Genomic DNA, 25,755 nt, shown 5'->3' on the forward strand with positions numbered 1-25,755 from the left:
AGAAACTCGCCGCGGCGGCAAAGCAGGTCTGCGATCTGTGACGACACCTCCCCTCCTCCTCGCCACAAGCAGGGCGTGAAGGTACGGCGCGGATCTGTGCAACCCTGAATGGCGACAAGTACTGAGCGGTGGATCTCGCCCCGGTGGTGGCGGCGCTCCTGATGGCTATCGGCCACCGCGGTCACGGCGCCGCGTGTTCGCTGGCGCGTTTGCGGCGGATCAGCTCGGCGACCTCATCGACGGTCTCGGGTCCCTCCTCAAGCAGCGCGATGACGAGTTCGGTCAGGCTCGGGTGACGCAGCCTCCGGTGCGCCTGCTCGGTGTCACGGACGAGTCGGCGGAAGCGGTCGTGCAGGTCGACGGGGATCCGGAAGTTCACCAGCCTGGTCGACGCGTAATCGGTTGCCGGGCGCCGCCGGCGACGTTCTCCGGGCACTGGGGGCTGCCGCGCACCCGAGCTGGTTGATGCCGCGTCGTGGGCGCGCGACGGCGTCCGTCGCCGCGCGGGTGCCGGTGGCGACGCGGACGCTGCCGCGGGTGCGGCTGGCGCCGCGGCGCCGTTAGGATCGACCACGGTGCCGGGGTTCGACGTGGAGTCCTCCGGCGGCTCTGGCGAGGTGTCGACGAGCTGGTCCGGTGGCAGGGAGGCGGGACGGGTCGATGCCATCCCGGGGATCGGGCGCCGTCGCGCCGGCGGCATCTGTGCCGAGGCGGTCATCGGCCGACCTCCTTGATCAGGAGATCGGCGAGCCGGCGGTAGGCGTGACTGACGATCGAGTCGGGCTCGAGTACCACCGTCGGCGCGCGGTAGCGCGGCGCCGAAGCGACTCTGACGGCCCGTGGGACATGGACGGGCAGCACCCGCATCTGATCGGCGGTCATCCGGTCGGTCGCGTCGCGCGTGATCCGCCAGCGCCGCTCGCTGGCGGCGATCAGCACTCCGAGGATCCGCAGATCGGGAAGTTCCCGCTCGACGAGGTCATACACCTTCCCGGCGCCCCGAATGTCAAGGTCGGCCGCGAGCGCCGGGATCAGCAGGGCGTCAGCGGCGAGCACCGCCATCCCCGACAGGATGCCCAGGCCCGGCGGGGTGTCCAACAGCATGAGGTCAAACCGGCCGCGGAGCCGATCCAGCAGCTCCCGCAGCCGGTGCTCGTACCCGGCGCCGGCGATCTGTGGCAGGTCGGCGGCGAGGTCGGCCAGCGCGCAGGTCGCGGGGATGATCCGCAACGCCTCCCGCCACGCAAGCTCAGGCGCGACGTCCGGCCGTAGCGCAACCGGCGGGCTGTACCGGGTCGGGGCCGCCGGGTGAGCGAGCAGATCCTCGAGCCGCTCGCCGGGCACCTCCTCCCCCCAGCCGAACGCTTCCGAGAGGTTCGCCTGCGGGTCGCAGTCGACGATCAGCACCCGCCGGCCGGCCTCCGCCATCATCGCCCCGAGATTGGCCGTCGAGGTCGTCTTCGTCACCCCGCCCTTGTGGTTCACCAAGGCGATCACATACCCACCGCGATCACCGGCCGCCTCGTCATGACCGTCTTTACGGCTCGCTTTACGGCTGTCTTCACGCGCGTCTACACGGCCGTCTACACGTCCGTCTGTCTGGCTGTCTTTACGTACGTCACGGTGGATCGGCGGGGGGATGGTCATACGGCCTCCTTCTGGAGATGGTTTGTCTGATCGGGTGAAGACGGGGGCGGGCGGCGTCCGAGCGCGTCGAGCAGCTGAAGGTCGCGCTCGTCAGCCAGGCGCCAACAGCGCTCGACGGCACGGCCCGCACGGTCAAGCACGCCGGCGAACCGCGCCGAGACCCAGCTGCGCATCTGCACAGGCACGGCCAGCACCAGCTCGCCGGACGGCTCGACGGCAACCAGTGCGAGCGGCTCAAGCCAGATCTCGAACCGCGAGTCGCCGACGATCCGACGCAACTCGTTGCGCAAACGCTCGAAGCAGCGCTGCGCGTCGGCATCCGGCGGACGCAGCTGAGCTGCGGCGTCGTCGAGGCTGACGAGCACGCTCCGGCGGCGCTTGCGGCCGCGGTCGGTGAGGAAGTCCTCGACGATCGGGACCGCCCCGGCGGCGCTCCCCCCGGCAGGGGGGCTGGGGGGGTGTTCGTTCTTCTGGTTCCCTGGTTCGCTCCCCGCGTGCGCGTTGGGCGCCGGGGTTTCTGCCGGGGTTTCTGCCGGGGTTTGGTGACGAGAAACCGTCCGGTCCTGACCGGGGTTTAGCGCGGAAAGGGTCCGATCCTGACCGGGGTTCATTGCCGAAACAGTCCGGTCCTGACCGCGGTTTTCGACCTCGGCCACAACCGGCGTCGCCGGTCCAACGAGGGGGCGCGCGTTCCCGGGCGGGGCGATCCGCCGCCGAGCCGGTAGAGGCGTCCCAAGGCTTCGAGGATCGGCCAGCCTCCATCGGTTCGTGTTCCCGCGGCCGCCGGCGCAGCTCTCCGCGACCAGCTCCCCGGATGCCAGCAGCGCCGCACGGGCGCGACGGTACGTCCGATCGGACAGACCGGCCGCTGCCAGGACCTCCTCGGTCGTGACATCCACGACCTGGCGCTCCTCGCCGGCCAGCGCGGCGAGCGTCGCCAGTAGCACCCGCGCAGGCCCGCGGGCCCGCGTGTAGCCAAGCACCGTCCCGAACAGCTGCGGATTGACCCGCTCCTCCCGCCACGGGCCACGGTCCGCGAACGCGAGCGTCAGCGTGGCCGACCGCCCCCGCCCACCGCCCCCGGCTGCCACCGAGATCAGACCACGGGTCTGGAGCCGCTCGCGCGCCGCGAGGTACTGGCTGCGGCTCAACCCCGCCCTCGCCGCCGCCGCCGTGTTGCCCACGAACGTCTGATGCTCGGGGTCGGCGAAGCTCGCCAGCGAGAACGCGACCAGCCGCTCACCGACCGAGACGTCCTCGAGCGCCAGCGCCGCGGCGATCGTGCGGTAGCTCACCGGCACCTCCGGTACAACGCGAACAGGCACGAAGACGACGCGAAGCGGCATCCGCCTCGCCGAGCGGTTTGGTTGGGGTGGCTGAAGACCATCGCCAGCGCCCGAGATCGGGACGCTCGCGATGGCGCTCACGCACCGCGAGAGGACGCAGAGAACCGTCCCGGGGTTGGAGTCCGTCCAGCAGCCGGGTACACTGTGCCCAAGAGATTTGGTTCGGCGCTGACGGCGCCTATGTTCTGGAAGACCGGGCGGCAACCCGGTCTTTCGCGTTTCCGAGGCTGCGGCGACTGGTGGGCCGCGAGCAAGACATCCCTCGCAGCGGCGGATACGACCTGTCCTGGTGAGCGATGGGCCACTCACGAGACGTCTTCCTCGAACGGCTCGCTGCCGCGCCGGCCGGCGATCACGACCCGCCTGTCAGCCGTCGTCCAGGTCACCGTGCCCCGGATCAGCGGATGGCCGGCGAAGGTCCCGTACCGATCCCAGACCGGCGCCTCGAGCGCAAACGCGAGCTCGTCGCGGTACATCCACCGATCGACGTCGACGAGGTCCTGCTCGCCATCATGTCGCGAGAGCCGGATCGGTTCGATGCGGCCACCCTGCCCCGCCCGGCCGGAGAACGCGACAACAGCGACCGTCGCGCCCCGGCGCTCGAGCCCGTCCCACACCGCCGAGCGCAACACCTCCGCCCGCGACGGCCGCAGCCTCGCCGAATGGATCAGCGACGCCCCGCGCCCCGTCGGCGTCCGACACGACTCGCTCGGCTGCGCCTTGCACGTCGGGCAGCGCCGCCCGCGCCAGCCGCGCGCAACGTGAAGAGCCACGGGGCGTGGTCGCGCTGTGCCCGGCATACGCGCCCACGACCGGGCACAGCGGGCCCCAGGCGCAGCGCGGCAGTCTGGGCACCACTCCTCAAGCCATGCGGCCCGGTCGCTCACGATCGGCCGCTTCCAGCCGACCGGATCAACCCGCTCGCGGGTGCCGTCCGGAGGGGGTCCAACGAAGCCGGTGCACCCCTGGTGCACCCTTGACCCGATCTGGCGAGCCTCCAGCTCGTCTCACTCCGGTCCAGAAAGCCCGCCGTTTGCAGGGCCTTCATGCCAGTGGGCGATCCAGGATTCGAACCTGGGACCTCTTCCTTATCAGAGAAGCGCTCTAACCGACTGAGCTAATCGCCCCGGAGGACCGCAGATATTAGCGGGCGGCCGACGGCCGATCGCGGTGACGCGCCGACTGCGTCGATCGGCCTCAACGGGGCGGCGGCGAGGCCCCGAACAGCCGAGAACGCGCGCGACCACCGGCCGGAAGACCGGTCAGGGCCGGGTAGTACGGGCCTCCGCGTAGGCGAGTGCCTCCTCGAGGCTGGCGAAGCGCAGCGTCACGGCATAACCAAAGCCGGCCGGTTTGACGCTGACGTCAGCGGAAAGCGCGGCACCGAGCGCGTCGGCGATCCGGGTGACCGCCTCCGCCTGGTCGGGGTGGACGACTCGCTCGCGGCTGGGCCGGGATGGGGCCCCCGCTCCGTCGCCGGCATCAGCCGCCGCTCGGGCACGTGCCTCGAGTTCACGCACGGACCAGCCCTCAGCCGCCGCCACGCGAGCGAGGCGGCGGCGGGCATCGTGGTCTGCGGCGAGCAGCAAGGCCCGGCCGTGGCCCTCACTGAGATGCCCGTCCTCGATCAAGGTGAGCGCGTCATCAGGAAGATCCAGCAGACGCAAGAGGTTCGACACCGACACACGACTGCGACCGACCCGCAGGCCAACCTCCTCCCGGGTGAGACCGAGCTCCTCCACAAGGGCGAGGCAGGCGCGGGCCGCTTCCACCGGGTTGAGGTCCTCGCGGACCATGTTCTCGATCAGGGCGAGCTCGATCGAGGCGGCATCATCGTCGTGGCGGATGACGGCGGGAACCGACGGTAGTTCGGCAAGTTGGGCCGCGCGCCACCGGCGCTCACCGGCGATCAGCTCGAACCGCCCATCGGGCAGGGGACGCAGGAGAACGGGCTGGATGACCCCTCGGGCCCGGATCGAATCGGCGAGGCCGAGCAGCGCATCCTCGCCAAAACGGTGACGGGGCTGATGCGGGTTCGGAGCGATCAGCTCGACAGGAACCTGTCGCAGCTCCTCAGGTTCCTCCCGGGGTGCGGCCGCGAGGATCGCCGCCAGACCGCGGCCCATCCCCTTCTGGGCTCGGGGATCAGCCACGGGTCGCCAGCTCCTTTGCGAACTCGAAGTAGGCGCCCGCTCCCGCTGAGTGGGGGTCATGATGAATCACCGGTCGCCCGAAACTCGGCGCCTCACTGATCCGGACGTTGCGCGGGATCACGGTCTCGAACACAAGCTCAGGAAAGTGGTGCCGCACCTCCGACTCGACATCCTGGGCAAGGCGAGTCCGCGCGTCCGACATCGTCAACAGGAGGCCGGAGATGGTCAGGCGCGGGTTGAACTCGCGCCGGATGAGCCGGAAGGTGTCAAGCAGGCCGGCGAGGCCCTCCAGAGCGAAGTACTCGGTCTGGACCGGCACGATGAGACGGTCGGCCGCCACAAGCGCGTTGACCGTGAGCGGCCCCAGTGAGGGGGGGCAGTCAAGCAACGTGAACAGATACTGTGAGCGCACCGGGGCGAGGGCGTCCCGGAGCCGAGTCTCCGAGCCCTCCAGCCGGGGAAGCTCGACGTTGGCGCCGGCGAGGTCCGGTGTCGCTGGCGCGACCGCAAGCCGATCGATTCCACTCGGCCGCGCGACGTCCTCGAGGGTGGCCGCGCCGGAGATCAGTTCGTACACCCCGGGCGAACAGTCCTTGGGAAGCCCAAGCCCGACCGTCGCGTTGGCCTGGGGGTCCATATCGACAAGGAGCGCCTCATATCCGGCCTCGGCAACGCAGGCGGAGAGGTTGACGGCGGTCGTCGTCTTACCGACGCCGCCCTTCTGATTGGCGATGGCGTAAATCTTTCCCATTGTCTTCCGGTCCGAAGCTAGCGCCAGTATCGGTCGAGGTGCCGAGCCGTCCGCTCAGCCGGAGCCGAGCGGACGCTTCCGGGCCACCCCGGGTCGCCGGGGAAACCGCGAAGGCGTGGGGCTCACCTTAGACATGAGGTGGAGATGCCGGTGGCTCGCACCCGGATATGGCTCGACATGGCGCACGATCTGCGCGGAAAGTCCGAGAACTTTCGCAGCTCCGTCAGCCTCAGCCTCAACCTCGGGTTCACGCTGGCCCCGCCAGGCGACAAGCACGCCACCCACACGCAGGAGCGGCGCTGCATACTCGGCAACGACGGCGAGTGGGGCGAGAGCACGAGCCGTGACGATGTCCCAGCCCTCTCGGGCGGCCTGGGCCACCTCCTCGGCCCGAGACGGGAGGATGGTCACGTTCGCCAGCGCGAGCTGCTCGACGGCGCGGCGAAGGAAGTCGCACTTGCGGCCGTTCGCCTCGATGAGGGTGACCCTGGCTTCTGGGAGCGCGATGGCGAGCGGGAGGCCGGGAACGCCTGCCCCGGAGCCGACATCGACGAGTGTCCGGGCGGAGCGGACGACCTCAAGCTCGAGGGCGACGAGAGCATCGGCGATGTGGTCGTCCCTGACTCGTTCAGGGACGCGTACCGTCGTCGGAGCGAACTCGTCAGCGGAAAGCAACGCGAGCAGTTCCCGGAGGCGCGCTTCTGCGACCGCTGAGAGGTCGTAGCGGCTACGAAGTGCGGACAGGTCGGGAGCGCTCACGGGCGATCACGGCGTCGTAACGGGCCAGCATCATCTGGAGCCGATCATGGGCGTGCCCGTCCAACTCGGGGGAGAGCTGAGCCTCGAGGATCGGCAGGAGATCGTGGACGAGAACCTCGCCCCTGGCCATCCACTGGTAGTAGGAGCGGCCACCGTGGTGGTAGGGGCCGTACAGCCGGGAACGGGGAAACCGACCCATCAGCCAGTGGAACAGCGCCGCATGGCGGGTGTGCATCCGGACGGTCACCTGGGGCTGGCGGCCGTCGCCGCCGAAGGAGCCCTCCCCGATGAGGAGGCCGATCAGGACGCCACGGTCAAAGTCCGACAGGACGACCGGGTCGGTGGGGGTGGGATCGTCGCTCACGGTCACGCGAGCGTACCGCGCCGGCGCGATGCTGTTTCACCGCGAAGAAAAACGTGAAACGTTGACCGAACGGGAGATCAGACGACCGGCGCGACGACGAGGTGCCGGTTCGGTTCCTGGCCCTCGCTATGGGTCTCGACGTCCGCGCGATCCTTGAGGTGCTCGTGCACGACCCGCCGCTCAAGCGCGCTCATCCCATCGAGGGCCACCGGGCCGCCGGTGCGCAGCGCTGAGGCCGCTGCCTGGTCGGCGATCCCCCGTAGTGCCTCCGCCCGCCGCTCGCGGTATCCGCCGGCGTCGATCGTCAGGCGGGCTCGCTCACCGCCGCCCCGAAACACGATTCGGTAGGCGATGTGCTGAATCGCGTCGAGCGTCGCCCCGTGATGCCCGATGAGCACCGCGACATCGTCGCCGTCAAAACGCGCCTCCAGGTCGCTTCCCTCACTCGTCACGGTGACCTCCGTGTCGACGTCGAGCGCGTCGGCGATCTCCTCGAGGAGTTCCTCGAGGCGCTCGGCAGGGGTCAGATCCTCATCAACAGGTTCCACGTCGTCTCCTCACATCGGCTCGCCGTCGCCACCATCACGGGCGAGCGGCGTCGGGCCTCAGCGGCGCCGTCCGGATCGTTTTTTCTTCTTCCGTGGAGAAGCCGGGGGGGAGCTCGTCCGTGTCGCTGCGCTCGCGTCCGCACCGCTGCCCTCACGAGCGGTTCGCTTGCCCTCCCCGGTGCCCTTGCCCGTCCTCACCCCAGGCCCACCGGCCCCCCGCTGCGCCTGGGTTGCCGCGCCGTTGTGGGTCTTGCCGGCGACGGCGGGCGTAAGCCGGCCGGCTGCGCCCACGTCAGCGCTGACCTTATCGCGCGAGAGGCCGAACAGGCTGAGGAGTCCCCCACCTCCGCTGACGGTTCCCTCGCCCGGGATCCCGATCGCGACGCCAGCTGGGTGTCGATACTGCTTGCCGATGAGTTCCTTGAACACCGACTGCTGGACGACCATCCACAGGTTGAAGATGATGTAGTAGAGCAGAGCGCCCGCCGGGAACTGAATCGTGATGATCGCGAACACGACCGGCAGGATGAGCATCATCCGCTGCTGGTTCTTGTCGGTGCCCGGCATCATCATGATCCGTGAGGATCCGATCGAGGTGCCGACGTACAGCACGAGGAGGATGATCATCTCTAGGCCGTGGGCCTTGTTGGTGAGATCGTGGATGAAGAGGAAGCTCGAGCCGCCGTGGGCCCCGCACGCTGTCGTCTGGCTGGCAGCGGCACCGAGCGAGATGTGGTGCTTGGTCGCATAGGCGGACTGGTAGCGGTGCTGGACGCCCGGGCAGATGTCAAGGCGGAGGTTGCCGCGCAAGGTCCAGAACAGCCCGATCAGGAACGGCCATTGGATGAGCAGGGGCAGGCACGAGGAGAACGGATTGATGTTGTTCTCTTTGTAGAACGCCATCGTCTCCTGCTGCATCCGCTGCGGGTTCTCCTTGTACTTCTCCTTGATCGCCTTCATCTCCGGCATGTGCATCGCCATCCGCTGCATGCTGTGGAACTGCCGGATGCCGAGCGGAACGAGCGCGAGCCGGACGAACACCGTGAGCAGGACGATCGCCAGGCCCCAGCCGACCCCGATGTCGTTGTGGAAGAACTTCAGGACCGCTGCGAAGACGTCGATGAGCGGTTGGAAGATGTTGGCATCAAGCAGCATGGTCTAGTCCGTTCGCGGTCGGGGAGGCGGCAAAGAGCCGCTGATCCTCGACGAGGTCGACTCCTCCGCGGCTGAAGGGATTGCAACGCAGCAGTCGCCACAGTGCGAGGGCAAGGCCCCGGAGTATGCCGTACCGGGCAACCGCCTGGACGGCGTACTCCGAGCAGGATGGGTAGTAGCGACACCGCGGGCCGAGCAGCGGGGAGACGATTCGTTGGTAACCCCGGAGCAGCCCGACAACGACTCGCCGCGACGCGCTCATCGTGACTCCGGCAGGTTGGCGACGACCGGGACCGCCTCAGCTTCCATGCCTTCGCGCGCTGACGCACTGTCGCCGGTCTCGGGCTCGCTCGGTGCCATGTCCCGCGCACCCGGCACGCGGTCGATCAACCGGGCGAGGGCGGCCTCGACGCCGGCGAGTCCCTCGCGCTCGGCGAGATCGCGGGCCGGAGTCCGGGCCACCACGACGACGTCGGAGCCGGCGGGGATCCGCGAAGCCAACCGGGTGAAGGCCTCTCGAACGACGCGCTTGACCCGGTTGCGCTCGACCGCGCCGCCGACCTTGCGGGAGACGGACAAACCGAGCCGGGGCGGGTCTTCTCCGCCGTTAGGGAAGACGTAGAGGACGAACTCACGGCCACCGAGTGACCGACCGCTGCGGATGACCTTGTCGAACTCCGCACTACGGGAGAGCCGGCCACGGCGCGGTGGACGCGCGGCCATGGCCCCGACTAGACCGTGAGCCGCTTGCGGCCCTTGTCGCGACGGCGCTTGAGCAGGTCACGGCCAGCTTTGGTCTGCATCCGCTCGCGGAACCCGTGCGTGCGGGCGCGCTTGCGCTTCTTCGGTTGATAGGTGCGTTTCATCGTTCTCCAGAACCTACCCAGGGGGAATCGGCGACCGAGTATACGCAGGCGCTGACGGCGGCCGAAAACCTCCGGTGGACCGGCCGCGCGATTTTTCCGCGCATTGCGTGATGGGTCCTACCAGACCGCCCGGACGGCGAGAGTGCGCTGTTATATTCGCCCCCCCGGCCGGACCTTCCGGCCCACCTCGATACGTACGGTCCCCCGACCGAGGAGCCGCCGGAGTTGCCTGTGCACCTCGAGATGACGCATGCCTGGCAGCGAGCCCGCGCAGAGTTGCGCCGCCTCGTCGGGGACTCGACCTTCGAGATCTGGCTCGCAGGGCTCGAGTGCGCCGACTGGGACGGGACGACCGTCACCCTCAGCGCCCCCGTGGCCACCCAGGCGTGGGTGGCCAGCCGGTTCGCCCGCGCCCTTCAGCGCAGCGTGCACAGCGCGTTCGGCCCCCACGCCCGACTCGCCTTCACCACCACCAGCACCCCCGGCCACTCGACAGTCCAGCGGCCGCCCCGACCCGACGGCGTCACCGACCCGCGGGCCGACCTGGAGCGCTTCATCCCGCGCTACACCTTCGACCAATTCATCATCGGCGACGCCAACCGACTCGCACACGCCGCCGCCCTCGCCGTGGCCGAGCACCCCGGACACGCCTACAACCCACTCTTCCTCTATGCGCCTCCCGGACTTGGCAAGACCCACCTCCTGCATGCAATCGCGAACTACATCTCGACCTACGACCCGCATACGCGCGTGCGCTACACGACGGTCGAGTCGTTCACCAACCGTTTCCTTGCCGCCCTCCAACAGCGGTCGACAGCGGCGTTCAAAGCCCTCCACCGTGACGCAGACGTCCTCCTGATCGACGACGTGCAGTTCCTCGCCGCCAAGGCGAAGACGGAGGAGGAGTTCTTTCACACCTTCAACGCCCTCTATGACAACGGCCACCAGGTCGTCATCACCGCCGACCGGCTCCCGCGCCAGATGGCCGGCCTCGAGGATCGGCTGCGGGCCCGTTTTGAGGCCGGCCTCGTCACTGAGATCGCGCCACCGACCCGGGCGACCCGAATCGCCATTCTGCGCAAGCGCGCCGCGTTGGACGAGATCACCGTGCCCGACGAGACCGTTCTGGAGTTGATCGCGGACCGAATCCAGGACAACGTGCGGGCTCTGGAAGGCGCACTCATCCGCGTCGTCGCCCACCACTCGCTCACAGGCCGGCCGCTCGACGCCGCCCTGGCCGCCGACGTCCTCGAGCCGCTGCACCCGGGACCCTCACACCCGGCGGGAGCAAGTCTCTCGCTCGAGCGCATCCAAACCCTCGTTGCCGGACACTTCGGAGTCTCCGTCGCCGACCTCTGCTCCAGCCGACGGACCGCCGTCCTCACCTGGCCCCGCCAACTCGCGGTCTTCCTCAGCCGGGAGCTCACCGGGGCATCCCTGCAGGCCATCGGCGACGCTTACGGAGGCCGCAACCACGCGACCGTCCTGCACGCCTGCCAGCGCGTCAGCGAACGGACGCAAGCGAGCAGCGAGGACGCGGCGGAGTTGACATCTCTGCGTTCGCTGTTGACAGCCGCCGGCGCCGACCGCAGTTGCTGACAGACTCCGCCTCGGCGGTCGACACAACTCCCGCCCAAACTGGCGTTTTTTCTCGCGTTTCCATCATTTCCACATCTCTATGACTTCTTCCTTCTGCTTGAGGTATTCACCGTGAAGATCTCCCTCGACCGCGAACTGTTCCTCAGCCACCTCCAGACCGTCGCGCGGGTCGCTTCGACCCGGAGCGCGATCTCCGCGCTGTCGGGCGTCCAACTGCTCGCCGAGTCTGGGCGCTGCGAACTGCGGGCCACCGACACCGACGTCAGCCTTCGGGTGCCTCTGCCCGCCGAGGTGAGCCGGGAGGGAATGGCCGTCCTTCCAGCCCGGCTCCTCCTAGACGTCGTCCGCTCACTTCCAGCCGCGACCGTCGGCCTTGAGGTCCGCCCCGCCGAGCAGGACGTCGAGCTCGTCTCGGGCAACGCGACATTTCACATCCGCACACTCCACGCCGAGGATTTCCCACCGTTCCCCGAACCCGATCCGGCTGCCACGGTGCTGCTCTCGGCAGCCGCTTTCGTCGAAACGGCAACTCGCGTCGCCGGGTCGGCCTCACGAGATGAGACGCGCCCGGTCCTGACGGGCATCCACGTGATCGCCGAGGGGTCCGAGTTACGGATGGTCGCGACCGACTCCTACCGTCTGAGCGTGAAGGAGACGACGCTTCCCGCGTCCCTGAGCGCCGGCTTTGAAGTCAACGTCCCCGCGCGCGCCCTCCAGGAGCTCACCCGGATCGTCGGCCGTCCCGAGGGCGAGGTCGAGCTCGCCATCAGCGTCCGCCAAAACCAGGTCGTCTTCCGGTTCGGTGACATCGTCCTCTCCTCTCGCCTGATCGACGGTCAGTTCCCCAACGACCGCCAGTTGATCCCTGAGACCTTCGAGCATCAGGTACGCGTCGCAGCCGCCGAGCTCCGTGATGTCGTGCGTCGGATCAGCCTGCTGGCCCAGAAGAACGCTCCACTGCGCCTCGCCTTCAGCCCCGGGGAGCTGATCGTCTCGGCCCAGACACCGGACATCGGCGAAGCGTCTGAGGCGTTGCCGGTGCCGTTTCAAGGGGACGGCTTCGAGATCGGATTCAACCCCGAGTTCCTCCGGGACGGCTTGGAGGCGATCGCAGATGGTGACGTCCTGCTCAGGCTGATCAGCCCCCTGCGGCCCGGACTCCTCGAGTCCACCGATGACGCTCGCTTCCGCTATCTGATCATGCCGATCCGGCTCAACGTGTAGGTGCAGGTCCGCTCCGTCTCGGCTCGCGATTTTCGCAGCTACGATCGGCTTGAGACCGATCTGGGGAGTTCCCTCACCGTCCTCACCGGGGAGAACGGCGCGGGCAAGACGAACCTCCTGGAGGCCGTCTACTTCGGCTGTACCGGACGGTCCTGTCGCACCCACCACGACGCGGAGCTCCACCGGTTCGGGACCGCGACCCTGCGGGTGAGTGTCGCCGTCATCGCGCCCGACGGCCGCCACGAGCTTGCAGTTGGGCTGACCCGAGGTGAGGCCAAGCGGATGTGGGTCGACACGGCCCCGGTCGAGCGCCTGCTCGACACGCCCCACCGTCCGCTCGTCAGCGTGTTCCTTCCCGATCGTCTCGACCTGATCAAGGGGGTGCCCGCCGGCCGGCGGGCCCACCTCGATCAGCTCCTCGGGGCGCTCTGGCCCAGTCGCGCCCAGACACGCCGGGCTTACGCTCAGATTCTCGCCCAACGAAACGCCCTCGTCGCCCGGCTGCGGGGCGTCGCTCCCGCTCGTTGGCCCGACCACCTCGAGGCGTGGGACACCCAGCTCGTGCGGGCGGGATTGGCCCTGATGGCCGATCGCGCGGCCGCGGCAGCCGCAGTCGCGCCGCACTTTGGCCGAATCGCCGCTGCGCTCGGCCTCGAGGATGCCCCGACCGTCAGCTACCGTCCCCGCGTCGCGACGGACTCTGAGGACGTCTTCCTCAACGAGTTGCGAGCCCGTTGGGAGCGCGACGTCGAGCGAGGCCACACGGGCTACGGTCCCCATCGGGACGACCTCGTCCTCCGCCGGGCCGACCATGACCTGCGCACCTACGGATCCCAGGGCCAGCAGCGACTCGGCCTGCTCGCGCTCCTGCTCGCCGAGCGGGCGGTACTTGCCGAGCAGCGTGACCGGGCGCCACTGATGCTCCTTGACGACGTGATGAGCGAACTGGACCGCACACGCCGGCGTCGCCTCGTCGACCTGCTCCTCAGCACGCCCGGACAGGCGCTGATCACCGCGACGGACTCCGAGCACGTGCCGGTACCCCGCGCGTCGGCCGCGGTCCAGCTGGTGGTGGCGGGGGGTGCGCTCACCGGCGCGCCCCCCGACGGAGGCGATCGGGCAGACTGCTGAGGATGGCCCTGCATCGCCGCGCCCCCCGTGATCTCTCTGCGGTGCTGGCCCCGCTGACGGCACAGCTCGCTCCCGCCACCGTGCTCGGAGAGGTCCAGAGTGCCTGGCGCGGGGTCGTCGGAGCCGGGATCGATGCGGAGTGTCGACCGGTTGCCGAGCGTGCCGGGGTACTGACGGTCGCCTGCAGCGCTGCGGTCTGGTGCGAGGAACTGGAGCTGATGTCCGCGGTCATTCTCCCGGCCCTCAACGCCACCCTGACCACGGGGAGGCTGACGGCCGTGCGGGGCGTCGCCGACGGCCGCTGACTCGTCGCATTTTGTGGGTCTTTGCAGGCCATTCAATTGTCCGCCCGGGCTCGGGGCGGGGGGCCGTTGTGCTATCTTGTACAGCAATCAAGTTTTGACGCCCCGGCGCGCACCTCGCGTGCGCGGCACCGGGGCGTCTCGACGTCAATCGGAGGATCGTTGACGAACGACAGCGGCGCCGAAGCGCAGCGCCCCATACCGCAGAGCTACGACGCCCAGAACATCCAGGTGCTCGAGGGACTCGAGGCGGTGCGTAAGCGGCCGGGCATGTACATCGGTTCCACGGGCGAGCGGGGCCTCCACCACCTTGTCTATGAAGTCGTCGACAACTCCGTCGACGAGGCTCTCGCCGGCCGCAACGACACCGTCGACGTGACGATCCACCCGGACAACTCGGTGACCGTCGTCGACCACGGGGCGGGGATCCCCGTCGCGACGATGGAGAAGGAGGGCAAGTCAGCGCTCGAGGTCGTCCTGACCGTCCTCCACGCCGGCGGCAAGTTCGGTGAGGGCGGCGGCTACAAGGTCTCCGGTGGTCTGCACGGGGTCGGCGTCTCGGTCGTCAACGCCCTGTCAGAACGGCTTGACGTCGAGGTCCGCCGCGACGGCTACACCTGGCGCCAGAGCTATTCCCGGGGCACGCCGCTCGGTCCGATCGAGCGCGGGGAGCCCACCGACGAGCATGGGACGACCGTCACGTTCCTTCCGGACGCCGAGATCTTCGAGAGTCTCGAATTCACCTACGCGACGCTGGAGGAGCGCCTGCGGGAGACCGCGTTCCTCACCCGGGACCTGCGCATCTCGATCACGGACGAGCGCGGCGAGGGGGCGCGGGCGGACTTCCATTACGAGGGCGGGATCGCTGACTTCGTCACCTACCTCAACGAGAACCGGGACCCGATCCACCCGAAGGTGATCGCGATCGCCGGCGAGTCCGAGGAGGGCTCGGTCGAGGTCGCGATGCAGTGGAACTCGACCTACCAGGAGGCGGTGTTCTCCTTTGCCAACAACATCAACACGCATGAGGGCGGGTCGCACCTCACCGGGTTCCGCACGGCGCTGACGGGCGTGATCAACCGGTACGCGCGCGAGGTCGGCGAGTTGAAGGAGAAGGACGACAGCCTCAGCGGCGAGGACGTACGCGAGGGGCTCACCGCGGTCATCTCCGTCAAGCTCGCCGAACCCCAGTTCGAAGGCCAGACCAAGACGAAGCTCGGGAACCCCGGCATGGCCGGGTTCGTCCAGTCGATCGTCAACGCGCGGCTCGCCGAGTGGCTGGAGGAGAACCCGAAGGAGGCGCGCCAGGTGATCCGCAAGGCGGTCGGCGCCGCCCAGGCCCGTGCGGCCGCCCGCAAGGCGCGCGACCTCACCCGCCGCAAGTCGACGCTGGGCAACTCGACGCTGCCGGGCAAGCTTGCGGACTGTTCGGTCAAGGACCCGTCGCTGGCGGAGCTGTTCATCGTCGAGGGGGACTCCGCGGGCGGCTCGGCCGTTGACGCGCGGGACCGCAGCACCCAGGCGATCCTTCCACTGCGCGGCAAGATCCTCAACGTCGAGAAGAGCCGGATCGACAAGGTCCTCGCCAACCAGGAGATCCAGGCGCTGATCACAGCCGTCGGGACCGGTGTGCGTGACGAGTTCGACCTCGAGAAGGCGCGCTATCACAAGATCGTCCTGCTGACCGACGCCGACGTGGACGGCGCCCATATCCGCACCCTCGCGCTCACCCTCCTGTTCCGCGAGATGCAGCCGCTGATTGAGGCCGGGTACGTCTACATCGCCAAGCCGCCGCTCTACCGCCTCACGCGCGGGCAGAAGCACCGCTACCTGGAAGGCGAGCATGAGCTCGAGGAGCTCCTCCTCGGCGACAAGTTCGAGAAGATCGAGATCGACGATCACGACGGGAAGGCGCTCCGACTCACCGAGGCGCGCTGGAACCGGTTCAGCCGGCTGCTGCGTCAGTACCAGGGGTGGGGGGCGGCGCTGCGGACCAACCACGGTCAGGGGATCGTCTCCTTCCTCCAGCAGGCGCGGCTGCTCGAGGAGCGGGTGACCGACGTCGAGGATCTCCTCCGCGTCGTCGTCGCCGCCGGGGAGAACGGTCACGCCTACCGCGCCAGCGTGCTCGCGCAGTCCGACACGGAGATCGTCGTCCGAACGTTCGAGACCAAGACGGGTCTCGCCTCCACCCACCACGTCCCCAAGGCGGTGCTCGAGGCGACCGAGTACCGGCGCCTCGCCCAGGTCCATGACGAGCTCGTCGGGCTCGTCGGCATCCCGCCGTTCACGATCACCCTCAATAACGAGGTGACCGAGGCGTTCTCCTTCGAGGAGCTGCGGGCCAAGGTGCTCGAGATCGCCCAGAAGGGCGTCACCTACTATCGCTTCAAGGGGTTGGGGGAGATGGATCCCGAGGAGTTGCGCGAGACGACGATGGACCCGTCGACCCGGACGCTCGTGCAGGTGACGATGGAGGACGCCTCCGGCGCCGACCGGGTGTTCGCGATGCTGATGGGCGACCAGGTCGAGCCCCGCCGCGCGTTCATCGAAGAGAACGCCCGGCTCGTGGCCAACCTCGACGTATAAGGCCGGCGACGCGGCTCTCGACGCTTTCCGGACAGGAGACAGGAACTTCACATGGCAACGATCGACACACTCGGTGGCGGCAACATCGAGCCTCGCGGGCTCGAGGAGGAGATGCGCTCGGCGTACCTCGACTACGCGATGTCCGTGATCGTCGGGCGGGCCCTCCCCGACGTCCGCGACGGACTCAAGCCCGTGCAGAAGCGTGTCCTCTACGCGATGAGCGAGATGGGCCTCAACCCGGCCCGCAAGCACGTCAAGTGCGCTCAGATCGTCGGGCGCGTGATGGGCGAGTTCCACCCCCACGGCGACAGCGCGATCTACGACACGCTCGTGCGGATGGCCCAGAGCTTCTCGATGCGCTACCCGCTCATCGACGGGCACGGGAACTTCGGCAACATCGACGGGTGGCCGGCGGCGGCGATGCGCTACACGGAGGCCAAGCTCGAGAAGCTCGCCACCGAGATGCTGCGCGACATCGACCAGGACACGGTCGACTTCATCCCCACCTACGACGGTAACGCTCAGGAGCCCGTCGTCCTGCCGGCCCGGTTCCCGAACCTGCTCGTCAACGGCTCCTCCGGCATCGCCGTCGGGATGGCGACGAACATTCCGCCGCACAACCTGCGCGAGATCATCGGTGCCGTCAACGCGTACATCGACAACCCGGCGATCGACATCGACGGGCTGATGCGCCACGTCCACGGGCCCGACTTCCCGACCGCCGGGATGATCCTCGGCCGGGACGGGATCCGGGACGCCTACGCGACCGGCCGTGGCCGGGTCCGGGTCCAGGGTCGGGCTCACATCGAGCCGATCGGTCAGGGCAAGGAGGCGATCATCATCACCGAGCTCCCCTTCCAGGTCCGCAAGGGCGGGGAGAACGGGCTGCTCGACAAGATCAAGGACCTCGTCCTCGACAAGAAGATCCCTGAGATCACCGATCTCAACGACGAGTCGGACCGCAACGGGATGCGGATCGTCGTCGAGCTCAAGCGCGACGCGATCCCCAAGGTCGTCCTCAACAAGCTCTACAAGCACACGCCACTGCAGACGACGTTCGGCGTGAATATGGTCGCGCTCGTTGACAACGTGCCGCGGACCCTGTCGCTGAAGGAGATGATCGGCCACTACGTCGACCATCAGCGGGAGGTCGTCGTCCGGCGCAGCAAGTACGAGCTGCGCCGGGCTGAGGAGCGCGCCCACGTCCTTGAGGGGCTGATCATCGCCCAGGCGAACCTGGATGAGGTGATCGCCCTGATCCGCGCATCCGCGGACCCGGACGCCGCCCGCCGTGGCCTGATCGAGACCTTTGAGCTGACCCTGATCCAGGCGGAGGCGATCCTGCAGCTGACCCTCCGCCGGCTGACGGCGCTGGAAGCGGACAAGATCAAGCAGGAGCACGCCGACCTGCTCGAGCGGATCGCCGAGCTCCGGGAGATCCTCGGGGACGAGCAGCGGGTGTACGGGATCATCAAGGACGAGTTGAGTGAGATCGCCGCCGCCTACGGGGACGAGCGGCGCACCGAGATCACCTACGCCGAGGGTGAGATCGACATCGAGTCGCTGATCGCCGAGCAGCAGATGGTCATCTCGATCACCCACTCCGGATACATCAAGTCGCTGCCGCTGTCCACCTACCGCCAGCAGCGCCGTGGTGGGGTCGGGATCAACGGGATGGACCTCAAGGACGAGGACTACATCGAGCACCTGTTCGTCTCATCGACCCATGACTTCCTCCTCTTCTTCACCAACCGCGGCAAGGTCTACCGTCAGAAGGTCTATGACCTCCCGGAGGCATCCCGGACGGCCAAGGGCCGTGCGCTCGTCAACGTCCTACCCCTCCGTGAGGGGGAGCGCGTCCAGTCGGTGCTCTCGACCCGTGACTTCACCGAGGGCCGTTACCTCGTCTTCGCGACCCGCAACGGGATGGTCAAGAAGACCGAGTTCATCGCCTACAACACGCCGATCAAGGCGGACGGGATCATCGCGATCAACATTCGCGACGACGACGAGCTGATCGCGGTGCGCCGCACGAGCGGCGAGGACGACATCATCATGGTCTCCCGCTCCGGGCAGGCCGCCCGTTTCTCCGAGGAACGGGTCCGTCCGATGGGCCGGGACACCTCCGGGGTGCGGGGGATGAACGTCTCTCACCCCGGCAACGCGCTGTTGGCGATGGACGTCGCCAACGACGATCAGGAGCTGCTCGTCGTCACCGAGAACGGCTTTGGCAAGCGCACCCCGATCTCCGAGTACCCGGTCAAGGGCCGGGACACGATGGGGGTCAAGACGATCCAGCTGACCGAGAACAAGGGTGCTCTCGCCGGCGCGCTCGTGGTCCGCGAGCACCAGGAGCTCGTGTTCATCTCCCAGAACGGGATGGTCCAGCGCACCTCGGTGCGCGGGATCAACCGTTACGGCCGGGCTTCCCAGGGCGTCAAGGTGATGAACATCCGCGACGACGACCAGGTGTCCGCCGTCGCGCTGATCGTCGAGTCCTCCGCCGATCCGGTCGATCCGGTCGATCCGGTCGATCCGGTCGACCCGGACGATCCCGCCGCTCCTGGCGTGTCCGTCGACCTCGAGCTGGCGTCCCTGCCGGAGGACCTCACCGACGGCGACCCGGAGGCCACCGCGGACGGCCCCGAGGACCCGGATTCCGGTCCCGTCGACTCAGAGCAGTGAGCTGAGGATCCCTGCTGCCGGTCCGGTGCGGGCGGCGGCGTGGCCGGTTCCCGCCCAGAGGTGGACGCGGTCGGCGTCACCGGCGGCCGCGGCGGCTCGCCGGATCCCGGCGCTGAGATGGTGGATCGCCGGGTAGCCGAGCGGTGCGTCGGCCTCGTGGCGGCGGATGAACCCGTTGAGCAGGCCGCGCGCCGGGCGGCCGGTGAACGCGCGCGTGATCACCGTCTCGCTGAAGCTCGGATCGACGAGAGCCCGCTGGTGGGTCACCGACGCCCCCGACTCGTCACAGCGCAGCAGCAGGGTGCCGATCACGGCCGCGCTCGCCCCGGCGCTGAGGACGGCGCGGACATCCGCCGGCCCGGCGATCCCGCCGCCGGCGATCACGGGCAACCGGACGGCGGCGGCGATCTCGGCCACCCGCACCGCGGTCGGTACCGCGGTGATCTCCGCGCCTGGGTCAAAGCTGGCGCTGTGGCCCCCGGCGGCCGGGCCCTGCACGATCAGGAGGTCGATCCCGGCCCGGCTCGCCTGCTCCGCCTCCGCCACCGTCGTGACGGTGACGGCGAGCCGGCTCCCGGCCGCTCGCAGTTGCGCGAGCTCCCCGGGGGTCGGGAGGCCGAAGGTGAAGGAGACCCAGGGGACCGGCTCGGTGCAGAGGAGCGCGAGCTTCGCCGCCCAGTGGTCGTCATCACTGGTCGGCGGGATCGCCGACAGGTCGATGCCGTAGGGGTCTGCCTCGGCTTGGAGCTCGCTCGCGTAGCGGGCGTAGGCGTCGGGGTCCGGGGCGGTGGGCGCAGCGCAGAAGAGGTTGACGCCGTGGCGGATGCCGGCGCTCCGAAGCTGGCCGAGGGATTCGGCGAGGGCGGCCGGGGTCTGATAGCCGCCAGGAAGGAACCCGAAGGCTCCGGCGGAACTGGCGGCCCGGAGCAGCGCGACGGTGGTCGCGCCACCGGCCATCGGGGCGACCACGAGCGAACGCTCAGAGAGGCGGAGATCGTCGTGCACCTGGCGAAGGCTACGGCCTTAACGTCCGCCCGCCGATGCACACCCCCGGGAAAAGCTGAGGGGCGCCGTTCGACGGACGGCGCCCCTCACCACACTGCTGACTGGAGACCGCGATGACCCGTTGATGCCGGTGGGACGAGTCCCGGCAGCCACCGCGGCGGTGTCCCGGTTGGCCTCCGCTAAGGGAAGTCAGCCTGTTCCGGTCTTAGCGGCCGGACACCTCCAGGGTCCCATAACGACTGTCAGACAAGATTGGACCACCTCCTTTCTCTGGTGAGATCAAGAATACAGGAGAGGCTGGACGAGACCAAACCCGTCTCTCCCCCGCGAGGTCCGTCCTCTCCGCTTGAGCTGAACCGGCCGAGCGGGCGGGTGCCGGCAGGGCGCCTCGAGAGCGGACCCGGCGGCGGGCTCAGGCGGCACGCGCCGGAACGGGCGCGTGCGCGCCCTCGACGGCCCCGTGGTACATGTACTGGCGCCAGGCGACCGGGATCGTCGGGCTCGCGACGTGGATGAACACGTCCGGGCTGGGAGTGCGCGGTGGCCGGGCGAGCTGCATGTTCGCCTGCCGGGGCAGCAGGTCGCCCTTGCGGCGGTTGCATGGCGCGCAACTGGCGACGATGTTGTCCCAGCCCGACCCTCCCCCCTTGCTGCGCGGAATGACGTGATCGACGGTCAGTTGGCTGCGGGCGCCGCAGTACTGACACGTCCAGTTGTCCCGGGCGAACACGGCTCGGCGGGTGATCTTGCGCCGGTGCGCGTCCCGGGGGATCCGCACGTAGCTGACCAGGCGGATCACCGCCGGCCGCGACATCGACCCGTTCGCGGAGTGGAGCTCCCGCTCGGACCGCTCGATCACCTCCGCCTTCTCCTTCAGCAGCAGGACGATCGCACGACGGACGGTGCACACGTTGACCGGTTCGTACGTGGCATTGAGGACGAGCACCCGACCCACATCAGATCCGTGCCGCTGGTGCTCAGAGAGCGGCCCGGACCCACCTGGTGCAGGTATCTCTGAGCCTGACCTCATCCCATCCTCAGTGTACAGGCGACCCGGGCGGGTACGGGCCCGCCCGGCCGGTCACCCGGCCGCGTAGGAGCCGAGGATCCGGAGGACCTCGGTGTGGGCGGCGAGCGCGCGGAGCCCGTCGGCGACGTCCGGATCCTCGCGATCTCCCTCACAGTCGACGAAGAACATGTAGAGCCCGAGTTCGAGCTTGCGGGGCCGGGACTCGATCCGCGTGAGGTTGACCCCGCGCTCAGACAGCTCCGAGAGGCAGCGCACGAGCCAGCCCGGCCGGCCGGTTCCGTCGCCCCAGAAGACGATCGAGGTCTTCGCGGCGCCGGTCGGCCCCGGGGTCGGTGAGGGGCCCGGTTCTGCCGCGATCCACACGAACCGCGTCTCGTTGTGCGCGCGGTCCTCCACACCGGCCGCGAGCACGGTCGCCCCGTAGCGCTCGGCCGCACCGCGGGGTCCGAGGGCGGCCCAGCCGGCCCCCCGCTCGGTCACCTGGCGGACGGCGTCAGCGGTCGAGCTCGCGCTGAGGACATGGGCGTGGCCGAGCCGGTCGTGGAGGAAGTGCGCGCACTGGGCGGTCGGCTGGGGGTGGGAGAGGACCGTGTGGATCGCCTCGAGCGGCTGGTCGGCGGCGGCGATCAGGCACTGCTCGATCACCTCCACGTGCTCCCCGATGATCTGCACGTCCGGCGCGTCGATGGCGAGCGCGTCGAGGGTCATCGACACGGACCCCTCGATTGAGTTCTCGACCGGGACGACCCCCCGCTGGACGCGCCCGTTCTGCACGGCGACGATCACGTCGTAGATCGTGGCCAGGCTCACGAGTTCGGCCGCCGGCCAGGCGCGGCGGGCCCGCAGGGCGGCGGCGTGTGAGAAGGTTCCCTCCGGCCCGAGAAAGCCGACCCGCAGCTCGGCGGCCGCGCGCATCGGGTCCTAGCCGCGCGGGCGGCGGACCCGCACCCGCGCTCCGTCGTCGCCGGGCTCCTCTGCGCTGGATTGGCGCTCGCCGCTCAGTGCGAGCCGGACCGCGTCCGCCTCCTCCGGGGAGAGCTCGAGGTCCGGACGGCCCGCGTGGATCTGCTTGACATACAGGCGGGCCTGGTCCCGGTGGTGGATCGAGGAGAGGACGATTCCCGAGCGGGTCGCGTCGAGCAGGGCGATCGAGGTCGACTGGTGGCCGGACATCTCCCCGTAGGCGTCGTAGCGGACGAGCGAGCGGTAGGCGATCGCCCCGTCGAGCCTCGCCTCGGTCGCGAGGATCCGCGACTCGAAGCGGGTGAGACCGTCCCGCACTGCGGCATCGAGGTCGTGGAACTCCCGGGCGAGCGCTGCGGCGTGGCTGACGAGGTCGGTGGACCGGTCACCGAGCACCATCCGCTGAGCTGCCCGCAGTCGCCTGAGCGCGACGGTCAGCGAGAGGGCCCAGAGGAGGGCGATGACCGCGACGGCGCCGGCGGCGATCGCGACGATCTGCGTCGTGTTGGCGGACCCACTCACCCGGGGGAGGATAGGTCTCCGGCCTCCGCGGCGGCAGCGTGAGGGCCGCCGGCCCGTATCGGACTACTGAAACTGAATCGTGTACGTCGCGCTGTTGTTGGCGAGATTGGTCTCACCGGGCACCTTCGCGACCGACGCGGTCACCTGGTAGGTGCCGGGACTCACCGTCGAGGGGAGCGTGACGTTGCACGTGCTCGTGTTGCCCGGCGTCGTCTCGGGAACGGTCGCGTGCCCGGTCGGCCCGCCACTCACCGTCACCGTGCAGCCGACGTTGTACTCGTTGAACTGCCCGCCGTTGGAGACCGACAGCACGAAGGTCGGCGCCGGCGAGCCAGGGACCGTGTTGGTCACGCCCGGTTGCAGCGTCGTCGACCCGACCGCGGCCGAAACGAGGGCGTCTCCGTGGACACCGGGCTGGTCGGTGTTCTTCGGTGACCCGGTCACGGCGGCCGGGTTCGCCCCGAGCTTCGTCGCGATGAAGCTCGTCTGGAGCCAGCCGAGGTCGGTGAGGAACTGCCCGCCGTTGATCTGGATGTTCGACGTCGCGCCGACGCTGATGTTGTCGCCGTGGAGGGCACCGGCGATCGCCGGTGCCGCGTAGGCCTTGTAGATGACGTCGGAGGCGTAGAAGCGCGCGGTCCCGAGCGCGATTGCGGTGAGGGCGGCTTTCTGGGCGGCGACCGAGCCGCTCAACTGCCCGGCGTTACGAGCGATCTGTCCGATCCCGTCCGCCCGCATCCGCAGTGCGAGCAGGAGGTCGGTCTGTGCGGTCTGCATCTGGCCGGGCACCGCCAGTCCCTGCGCGGCGGTCAGCTCACCCTCCGCGGCCTGCAGCGGGCCGGCGAGGTTGGAGGCGATCGTCGATCCGCCCTTGCCGGAGGAGAGGATCGAGAACACGGTCCGCCCGGTCGCGTCCGAGCGGCTGATCAGGCTCGACACCGCGTTGTTGTAGTTCTCGAGCGAGCTGCGTGTGTTCGCCGCCTGACAGCTCGAGATGAGCAGGATCATCAGGATGACGACGACGATCAGCACCCCGATCGCGATCAGTCGCCGCCGCTCGACCGCCGCGTTCGGCGTCGACACCCGCCGTCGGGCCGGCACGGAGCGCGCGGCCGAGCCCGCACGGCCACCGGTCGGGCCGGCGCCGGACCCGCGCGGCGAACCGCGTCGCGGGCCCGCAGACACGGCCGGCCGAGCCGGGTGGGTGGTCTCCTCGATTGGGTCGTCGTCGTCGAAGAACGACACGGGTGGTCTCCTTGATCGGACCTTCCAGCAGTATCCCCCGGCCCGCCGCCCGCCGACGCAGCGACCGCGGGCGTCCCGGACGGATTCGCGCCGCCCGCGATAATCCCTCTCTCCATGGCCGCTCCCTGCTCACAGTCGGGTCAGCTCCCTGCAGCTCACCGCCCCCCGGCAGGAGCATGAGCGCCCGCCGCGAAAGGAGTTCCGTCGTGCGCCGGAACTCGGAGATCCTCACTGTCGCCGTCCCCGAGGACGTCACGCTCGCCCTCCGCTCCACCGCCGACACCGCCCGCACGGCGGAGGCGCTCCCGGGAGAGATCGGCGCCACAGCGGGCCCGCGGTCGACCGCGGGCTCCGGCGACGGCAGCGCGCTGACGCTCGGGCGCTACCGTCTTGGACGCCGCCTCGGGACCGGCGGCTTCGGGACCGTCTACGCCGCCCATGACGAGCGGCTCGACCGTCCCGTCGCGATCAAGATCCTCCCACGTGAGCGGGTGATCGAGAGCCGGTTTGCCCGCGAGGCACGGGCGGCCGCGCGCCTGTCGCATCCGGGGATCGTCACCCTGTTTGAGGCCGCCATCGACGATGACGGCGCCTACCTCGTCTCCGAGCTCGTCCGCGGCGGCACCCTCGCCCAGGGCCTCGCGCGCGGTGATCTGTCTGACCGGGACATCCTCGGCGTCGGGATCGCGCTCACCGACGCGCTCGAGCACGCCCACGCCCACGGCGTCGTTCACCGCGACGTGAAACCCGAAAACGTCCTCGTCCCGTCCCGCCGGGGCACGCCGGCGGCCGGCCCGGTCCTCGCCAAGCTGACCGACTTCGGGGTCGCCCGCGTCGTCGGCGGGGACACCCTCACCCGGACCGGCGATGTCATCGGCACCGTCGCGTACATGTCCCCCGAGCAGGCCGAGGGTCGCGACACGGGCCCGGAGGCGGACCTCTACAGCCTCGCCCTCGTCCTCTATGAGGCGCTCACCGGCGTCAACCCGGTGCGTGACCGGCTCCGTTCGGGGGCGAGCCGCCGCCTCGGCACCTACCTCCCGCCGGTCCGTCGCCAGCGCGCCGACCTCCCACGTCCGCTCGGGGCCGCGATCGACCGGGCCCTGCGCCCGCGCCCATGTGAGCGCGGCACCCTCGGGGACCTCCGGGAGACCCTGAGTGACGCGATCACGCTCGCCAGCGACCGGGCCGGGGTCGTCGCCCCCGCCCGGGCGATCGCGCTCACGCGCCGCCTCGACCGTCCCGCCCCGCCGCTCGCCTTCACCGCTCCGCCCGCCGCCCCCCGTCCCGATCTCACCGCTCCTGCCGCCCCTGCACGTTCCCGTCAGGGCGGAGGGTTCGCGCCCAGCGGGCTGTTGCTGCTCGCCTTCGCCCTGCTCGCCCTCGGCGCCGGGGCGGTCGGGCTCGCCGGCGTCTGGCCCGGACTCGTGGCCCGGAGCATCCGCGGCCCGTGGCGGCGGGCGCTGCTGGGTGCGCTCGGGCTCCTCTGGATCGCCGCCGGGGACCTGCTCAGCCCACGCAACTTCGGGGTCGGCCCGATCACCAGCTCGCCGCGGACCCTCACCGCGCTCGGGGTGTGTGCCCTCCTGTGGACCGTCGCGGCGGTGATCGGCCCGTGGCTGGCGGGCCTGCGGCGACCCTGGCGCAGCGTCAGCGCGCTGGGGGTTTGGACGCTCGCGCTCGCGCTCGGCCCGCGGCTCGCCGGCCTCACCCACACCACCGGTCTCACCGTCGGCGCCCTCCTCGGGGGGCTTCTGCTCGGCGCCCTTCCACTGCTCGCCGGGCTCCGCTACGCGATCGCCGCACGCGCCCTCGCGTAGCATGCGTGTGTCAGAAGGCGTTCACGCCCTTCTGCCGACCCTGTGGGGTCC

The 25,755-nt window shown here is 69.6% G+C and carries 25 protein-coding genes and 1 tRNA gene; 7 read left to right on the forward strand and 19 right to left on the reverse strand.

Annotation, left to right across the window (positions count from 1 at the left end; genetic code table 11):
• Positions 1 to 181: 181 nt before the first annotated feature.
• The 14 genes from M3M55_RS02655 to rpmH all read right to left on the reverse strand — a co-directional run bounded on the left by M3M55_RS02655 (position 182) and on the right by rpmH (position 9,589).
• Positions 182 to 379 carry a hypothetical protein gene (locus M3M55_RS02655; protein WP_249011277.1) on the reverse strand — a complete coding sequence of 66 codons (198 nt, stop codon included), beginning with the start codon at positions 377 to 379 and terminating at the stop codon, positions 182 to 184.
• A 335-nt stretch (positions 380 to 714) separates the two neighbouring features.
• A complete protein-coding gene (locus tag M3M55_RS02660) occupies positions 715 to 1,497 on the reverse strand; it encodes a ParA family protein (protein WP_249011278.1) in 783 nt (260 codons plus the stop codon).
• A gap of 146 nt (positions 1,498 to 1,643) precedes the next feature.
• Positions 1,644 to 3,197 carry a DnaA N-terminal domain-containing protein gene (locus tag M3M55_RS02665; RefSeq protein ID WP_249011279.1) on the reverse strand — a complete coding sequence of 518 codons (1,554 nt, stop codon included), beginning with the start codon at positions 3,195 to 3,197 and terminating at the stop codon, positions 1,644 to 1,646.
• A gap of 101 nt (positions 3,198 to 3,298) precedes the next feature.
• A complete protein-coding gene (locus M3M55_RS02670) occupies positions 3,299 to 3,625 on the reverse strand; it encodes a hypothetical protein (RefSeq protein WP_249011280.1) in 327 nt (108 codons plus the stop codon).
• 421 nt (positions 3,626 to 4,046) lie between these two features.
• A tRNA-Ile gene (locus tag M3M55_RS02675) sits at positions 4,047 to 4,120 on the reverse strand.
• A 135-nt stretch (positions 4,121 to 4,255) separates the two neighbouring features.
• Positions 4,256 to 5,146 (reverse strand): ParB/RepB/Spo0J family partition protein, encoded by an 891-nt coding sequence (locus M3M55_RS02680; protein ID WP_249011281.1) that lies wholly within the window; start codon positions 5,144 to 5,146, stop codon positions 4,256 to 4,258.
• Positions 5,139 to 5,897, reverse strand: a complete 759-nt coding sequence (locus M3M55_RS02685) for a ParA family protein (protein ID WP_249011282.1) — start codon at positions 5,895 to 5,897, stop codon at positions 5,139 to 5,141. The genes M3M55_RS02680 and M3M55_RS02685 overlap by 8 nt, the downstream gene beginning before the upstream one ends.
• Before the next feature lie 54 nt (positions 5,898 to 5,951).
• The gene (rsmG, locus tag M3M55_RS17520) at positions 5,952 to 6,656 is read right to left on the reverse strand and encodes a 16S rRNA (guanine(527)-N(7))-methyltransferase RsmG (protein WP_371878723.1); all 705 of its coding nucleotides are present in this window, start codon (positions 6,654 to 6,656) and stop codon (positions 5,952 to 5,954) included.
• On the reverse strand, positions 6,625 to 7,020 hold the full coding sequence (locus tag M3M55_RS02695) for a hypothetical protein (protein WP_249011284.1): 396 nt from the start codon (positions 7,018 to 7,020) through the stop codon (positions 6,625 to 6,627). Before M3M55_RS02695 ends, rsmG begins: the two co-directional genes overlap by 32 nt.
• A 77-nt stretch (positions 7,021 to 7,097) precedes the next feature.
• Positions 7,098 to 7,568 carry a R3H domain-containing nucleic acid-binding protein gene (locus M3M55_RS02700; protein ID WP_249011285.1) on the reverse strand — a complete coding sequence of 157 codons (471 nt, stop codon included), beginning with the start codon at positions 7,566 to 7,568 and terminating at the stop codon, positions 7,098 to 7,100.
• A 57-nt stretch (positions 7,569 to 7,625) separates the two neighbouring features.
• On the reverse strand, positions 7,626 to 8,723 hold the full coding sequence (locus tag M3M55_RS02705) for a YidC/Oxa1 family membrane protein insertase (RefSeq protein WP_249011286.1): 1,098 nt from the start codon (positions 8,721 to 8,723) through the stop codon (positions 7,626 to 7,628).
• Positions 8,713 to 8,985 carry a membrane protein insertion efficiency factor YidD gene (gene yidD, locus M3M55_RS02710; RefSeq protein ID WP_249011287.1) on the reverse strand — a complete coding sequence of 91 codons (273 nt, stop codon included), beginning with the start codon at positions 8,983 to 8,985 and terminating at the stop codon, positions 8,713 to 8,715. The genes M3M55_RS02705 and yidD overlap by 11 nt, the downstream gene beginning before the upstream one ends.
• On the reverse strand, positions 8,982 to 9,446 hold the full coding sequence (gene rnpA / locus M3M55_RS02715) for a ribonuclease P protein component (RefSeq protein WP_249011288.1): 465 nt from the start codon (positions 9,444 to 9,446) through the stop codon (positions 8,982 to 8,984). Before rnpA ends, yidD begins: the two co-directional genes overlap by 4 nt.
• A gap of 8 nt (positions 9,447 to 9,454) precedes the next feature.
• On the reverse strand, positions 9,455 to 9,589 hold the full coding sequence (rpmH, locus tag M3M55_RS02720) for a 50S ribosomal protein L34 (RefSeq protein ID WP_249011289.1): 135 nt from the start codon (positions 9,587 to 9,589) through the stop codon (positions 9,455 to 9,457).
• A 231-nt stretch (positions 9,590 to 9,820) separates the two neighbouring features.
• Between rpmH and dnaA the strand changes: the two genes are divergently transcribed.
• The 6 genes from dnaA (at position 9,821) to gyrA (ending at position 19,119) form a co-directional block, all read left to right on the forward strand.
• Positions 9,821 to 11,188, forward strand: a complete 1,368-nt coding sequence (gene dnaA / locus M3M55_RS02725) for a chromosomal replication initiator protein DnaA (protein WP_249012439.1) — start codon at positions 9,821 to 9,823, stop codon at positions 11,186 to 11,188.
• Positions 11,189 to 11,299: 111 nt separating this feature from the next.
• Positions 11,300 to 12,412 carry a DNA polymerase III subunit beta gene (dnaN, locus tag M3M55_RS02730; RefSeq protein ID WP_249011290.1) on the forward strand — a complete coding sequence of 371 codons (1,113 nt, stop codon included), beginning with the start codon at positions 11,300 to 11,302 and terminating at the stop codon, positions 12,410 to 12,412.
• Positions 12,413 to 13,543 carry a DNA replication/repair protein RecF gene (locus tag M3M55_RS02735; RefSeq protein ID WP_249011291.1) on the forward strand — a complete coding sequence of 377 codons (1,131 nt, stop codon included), beginning with the start codon at positions 12,413 to 12,415 and terminating at the stop codon, positions 13,541 to 13,543.
• 2 nt (positions 13,544 to 13,545) lie between these two features.
• The gene (locus M3M55_RS02740) at positions 13,546 to 13,848 is read left to right on the forward strand and encodes a DciA family protein (protein ID WP_249011292.1); all 303 of its coding nucleotides are present in this window, start codon (positions 13,546 to 13,548) and stop codon (positions 13,846 to 13,848) included.
• 159 nt (positions 13,849 to 14,007) lie between these two features.
• Positions 14,008 to 16,434, forward strand: coding sequence for a DNA topoisomerase (ATP-hydrolyzing) subunit B (gene gyrB / locus M3M55_RS02745; RefSeq protein WP_305883312.1), 2,427 nt, complete (start codon positions 14,008 to 14,010; stop codon positions 16,432 to 16,434).
• Between the two features lie 51 nt (positions 16,435 to 16,485).
• Positions 16,486 to 19,119, forward strand: a complete 2,634-nt coding sequence (gene gyrA / locus M3M55_RS02750; RefSeq protein ID WP_249011293.1) for a DNA gyrase subunit A — start codon at positions 16,486 to 16,488, stop codon at positions 19,117 to 19,119.
• On the opposite strand, the gene M3M55_RS02755 is transcribed toward gyrA, so the two are convergent.
• The 5 genes from M3M55_RS02755 to M3M55_RS02775 form a co-directional block, all read right to left on the reverse strand.
• Entirely contained in the window at positions 19,108 to 20,076 is a 969-nt protein-coding gene (locus tag M3M55_RS02755; RefSeq protein WP_371878792.1) for an NAD(P)H-dependent flavin oxidoreductase, read from the reverse strand. The genes gyrA and M3M55_RS02755 overlap by 12 nt on opposite strands.
• A 460-nt stretch (positions 20,077 to 20,536) precedes the next feature.
• Complete coding sequence (locus M3M55_RS02760) at positions 20,537 to 21,070, reverse strand: HNH endonuclease (RefSeq protein WP_249011295.1); 534 nt, start codon at positions 21,068 to 21,070, stop codon at positions 20,537 to 20,539.
• A 135-nt stretch (positions 21,071 to 21,205) separates the two neighbouring features.
• Positions 21,206 to 22,069 carry a prephenate dehydratase gene (gene pheA, locus M3M55_RS02765; RefSeq protein ID WP_249011296.1) on the reverse strand — a complete coding sequence of 288 codons (864 nt, stop codon included), beginning with the start codon at positions 22,067 to 22,069 and terminating at the stop codon, positions 21,206 to 21,208.
• Between the two features lie 6 nt (positions 22,070 to 22,075).
• Positions 22,076 to 22,639 (reverse strand): DUF4446 family protein, encoded by a 564-nt coding sequence (locus M3M55_RS02770; protein ID WP_249011297.1) that lies wholly within the window; start codon positions 22,637 to 22,639, stop codon positions 22,076 to 22,078.
• A gap of 63 nt (positions 22,640 to 22,702) precedes the next feature.
• A complete protein-coding gene (locus tag M3M55_RS02775; protein WP_249011298.1) occupies positions 22,703 to 23,884 on the reverse strand; it encodes a CARDB domain-containing protein in 1,182 nt (393 codons plus the stop codon).
• 206 nt (positions 23,885 to 24,090) lie between these two features.
• On the opposite strand from M3M55_RS02775, the gene M3M55_RS02780 reads away from it, so the two are divergent.
• Positions 24,091 to 25,704, forward strand: coding sequence for a serine/threonine-protein kinase (locus tag M3M55_RS02780; RefSeq protein ID WP_249011299.1), 1,614 nt, complete (start codon positions 24,091 to 24,093; stop codon positions 25,702 to 25,704).
• Positions 25,705 to 25,755 lie beyond the last annotated feature (51 nt).

The sequence above is a fragment of the Conexibacter sp. DBS9H8 genome, from assembly GCF_023330685.1.
GTDB lineage: Bacteria > Actinomycetota > Thermoleophilia > Solirubrobacterales > Solirubrobacteraceae > Palsa-465.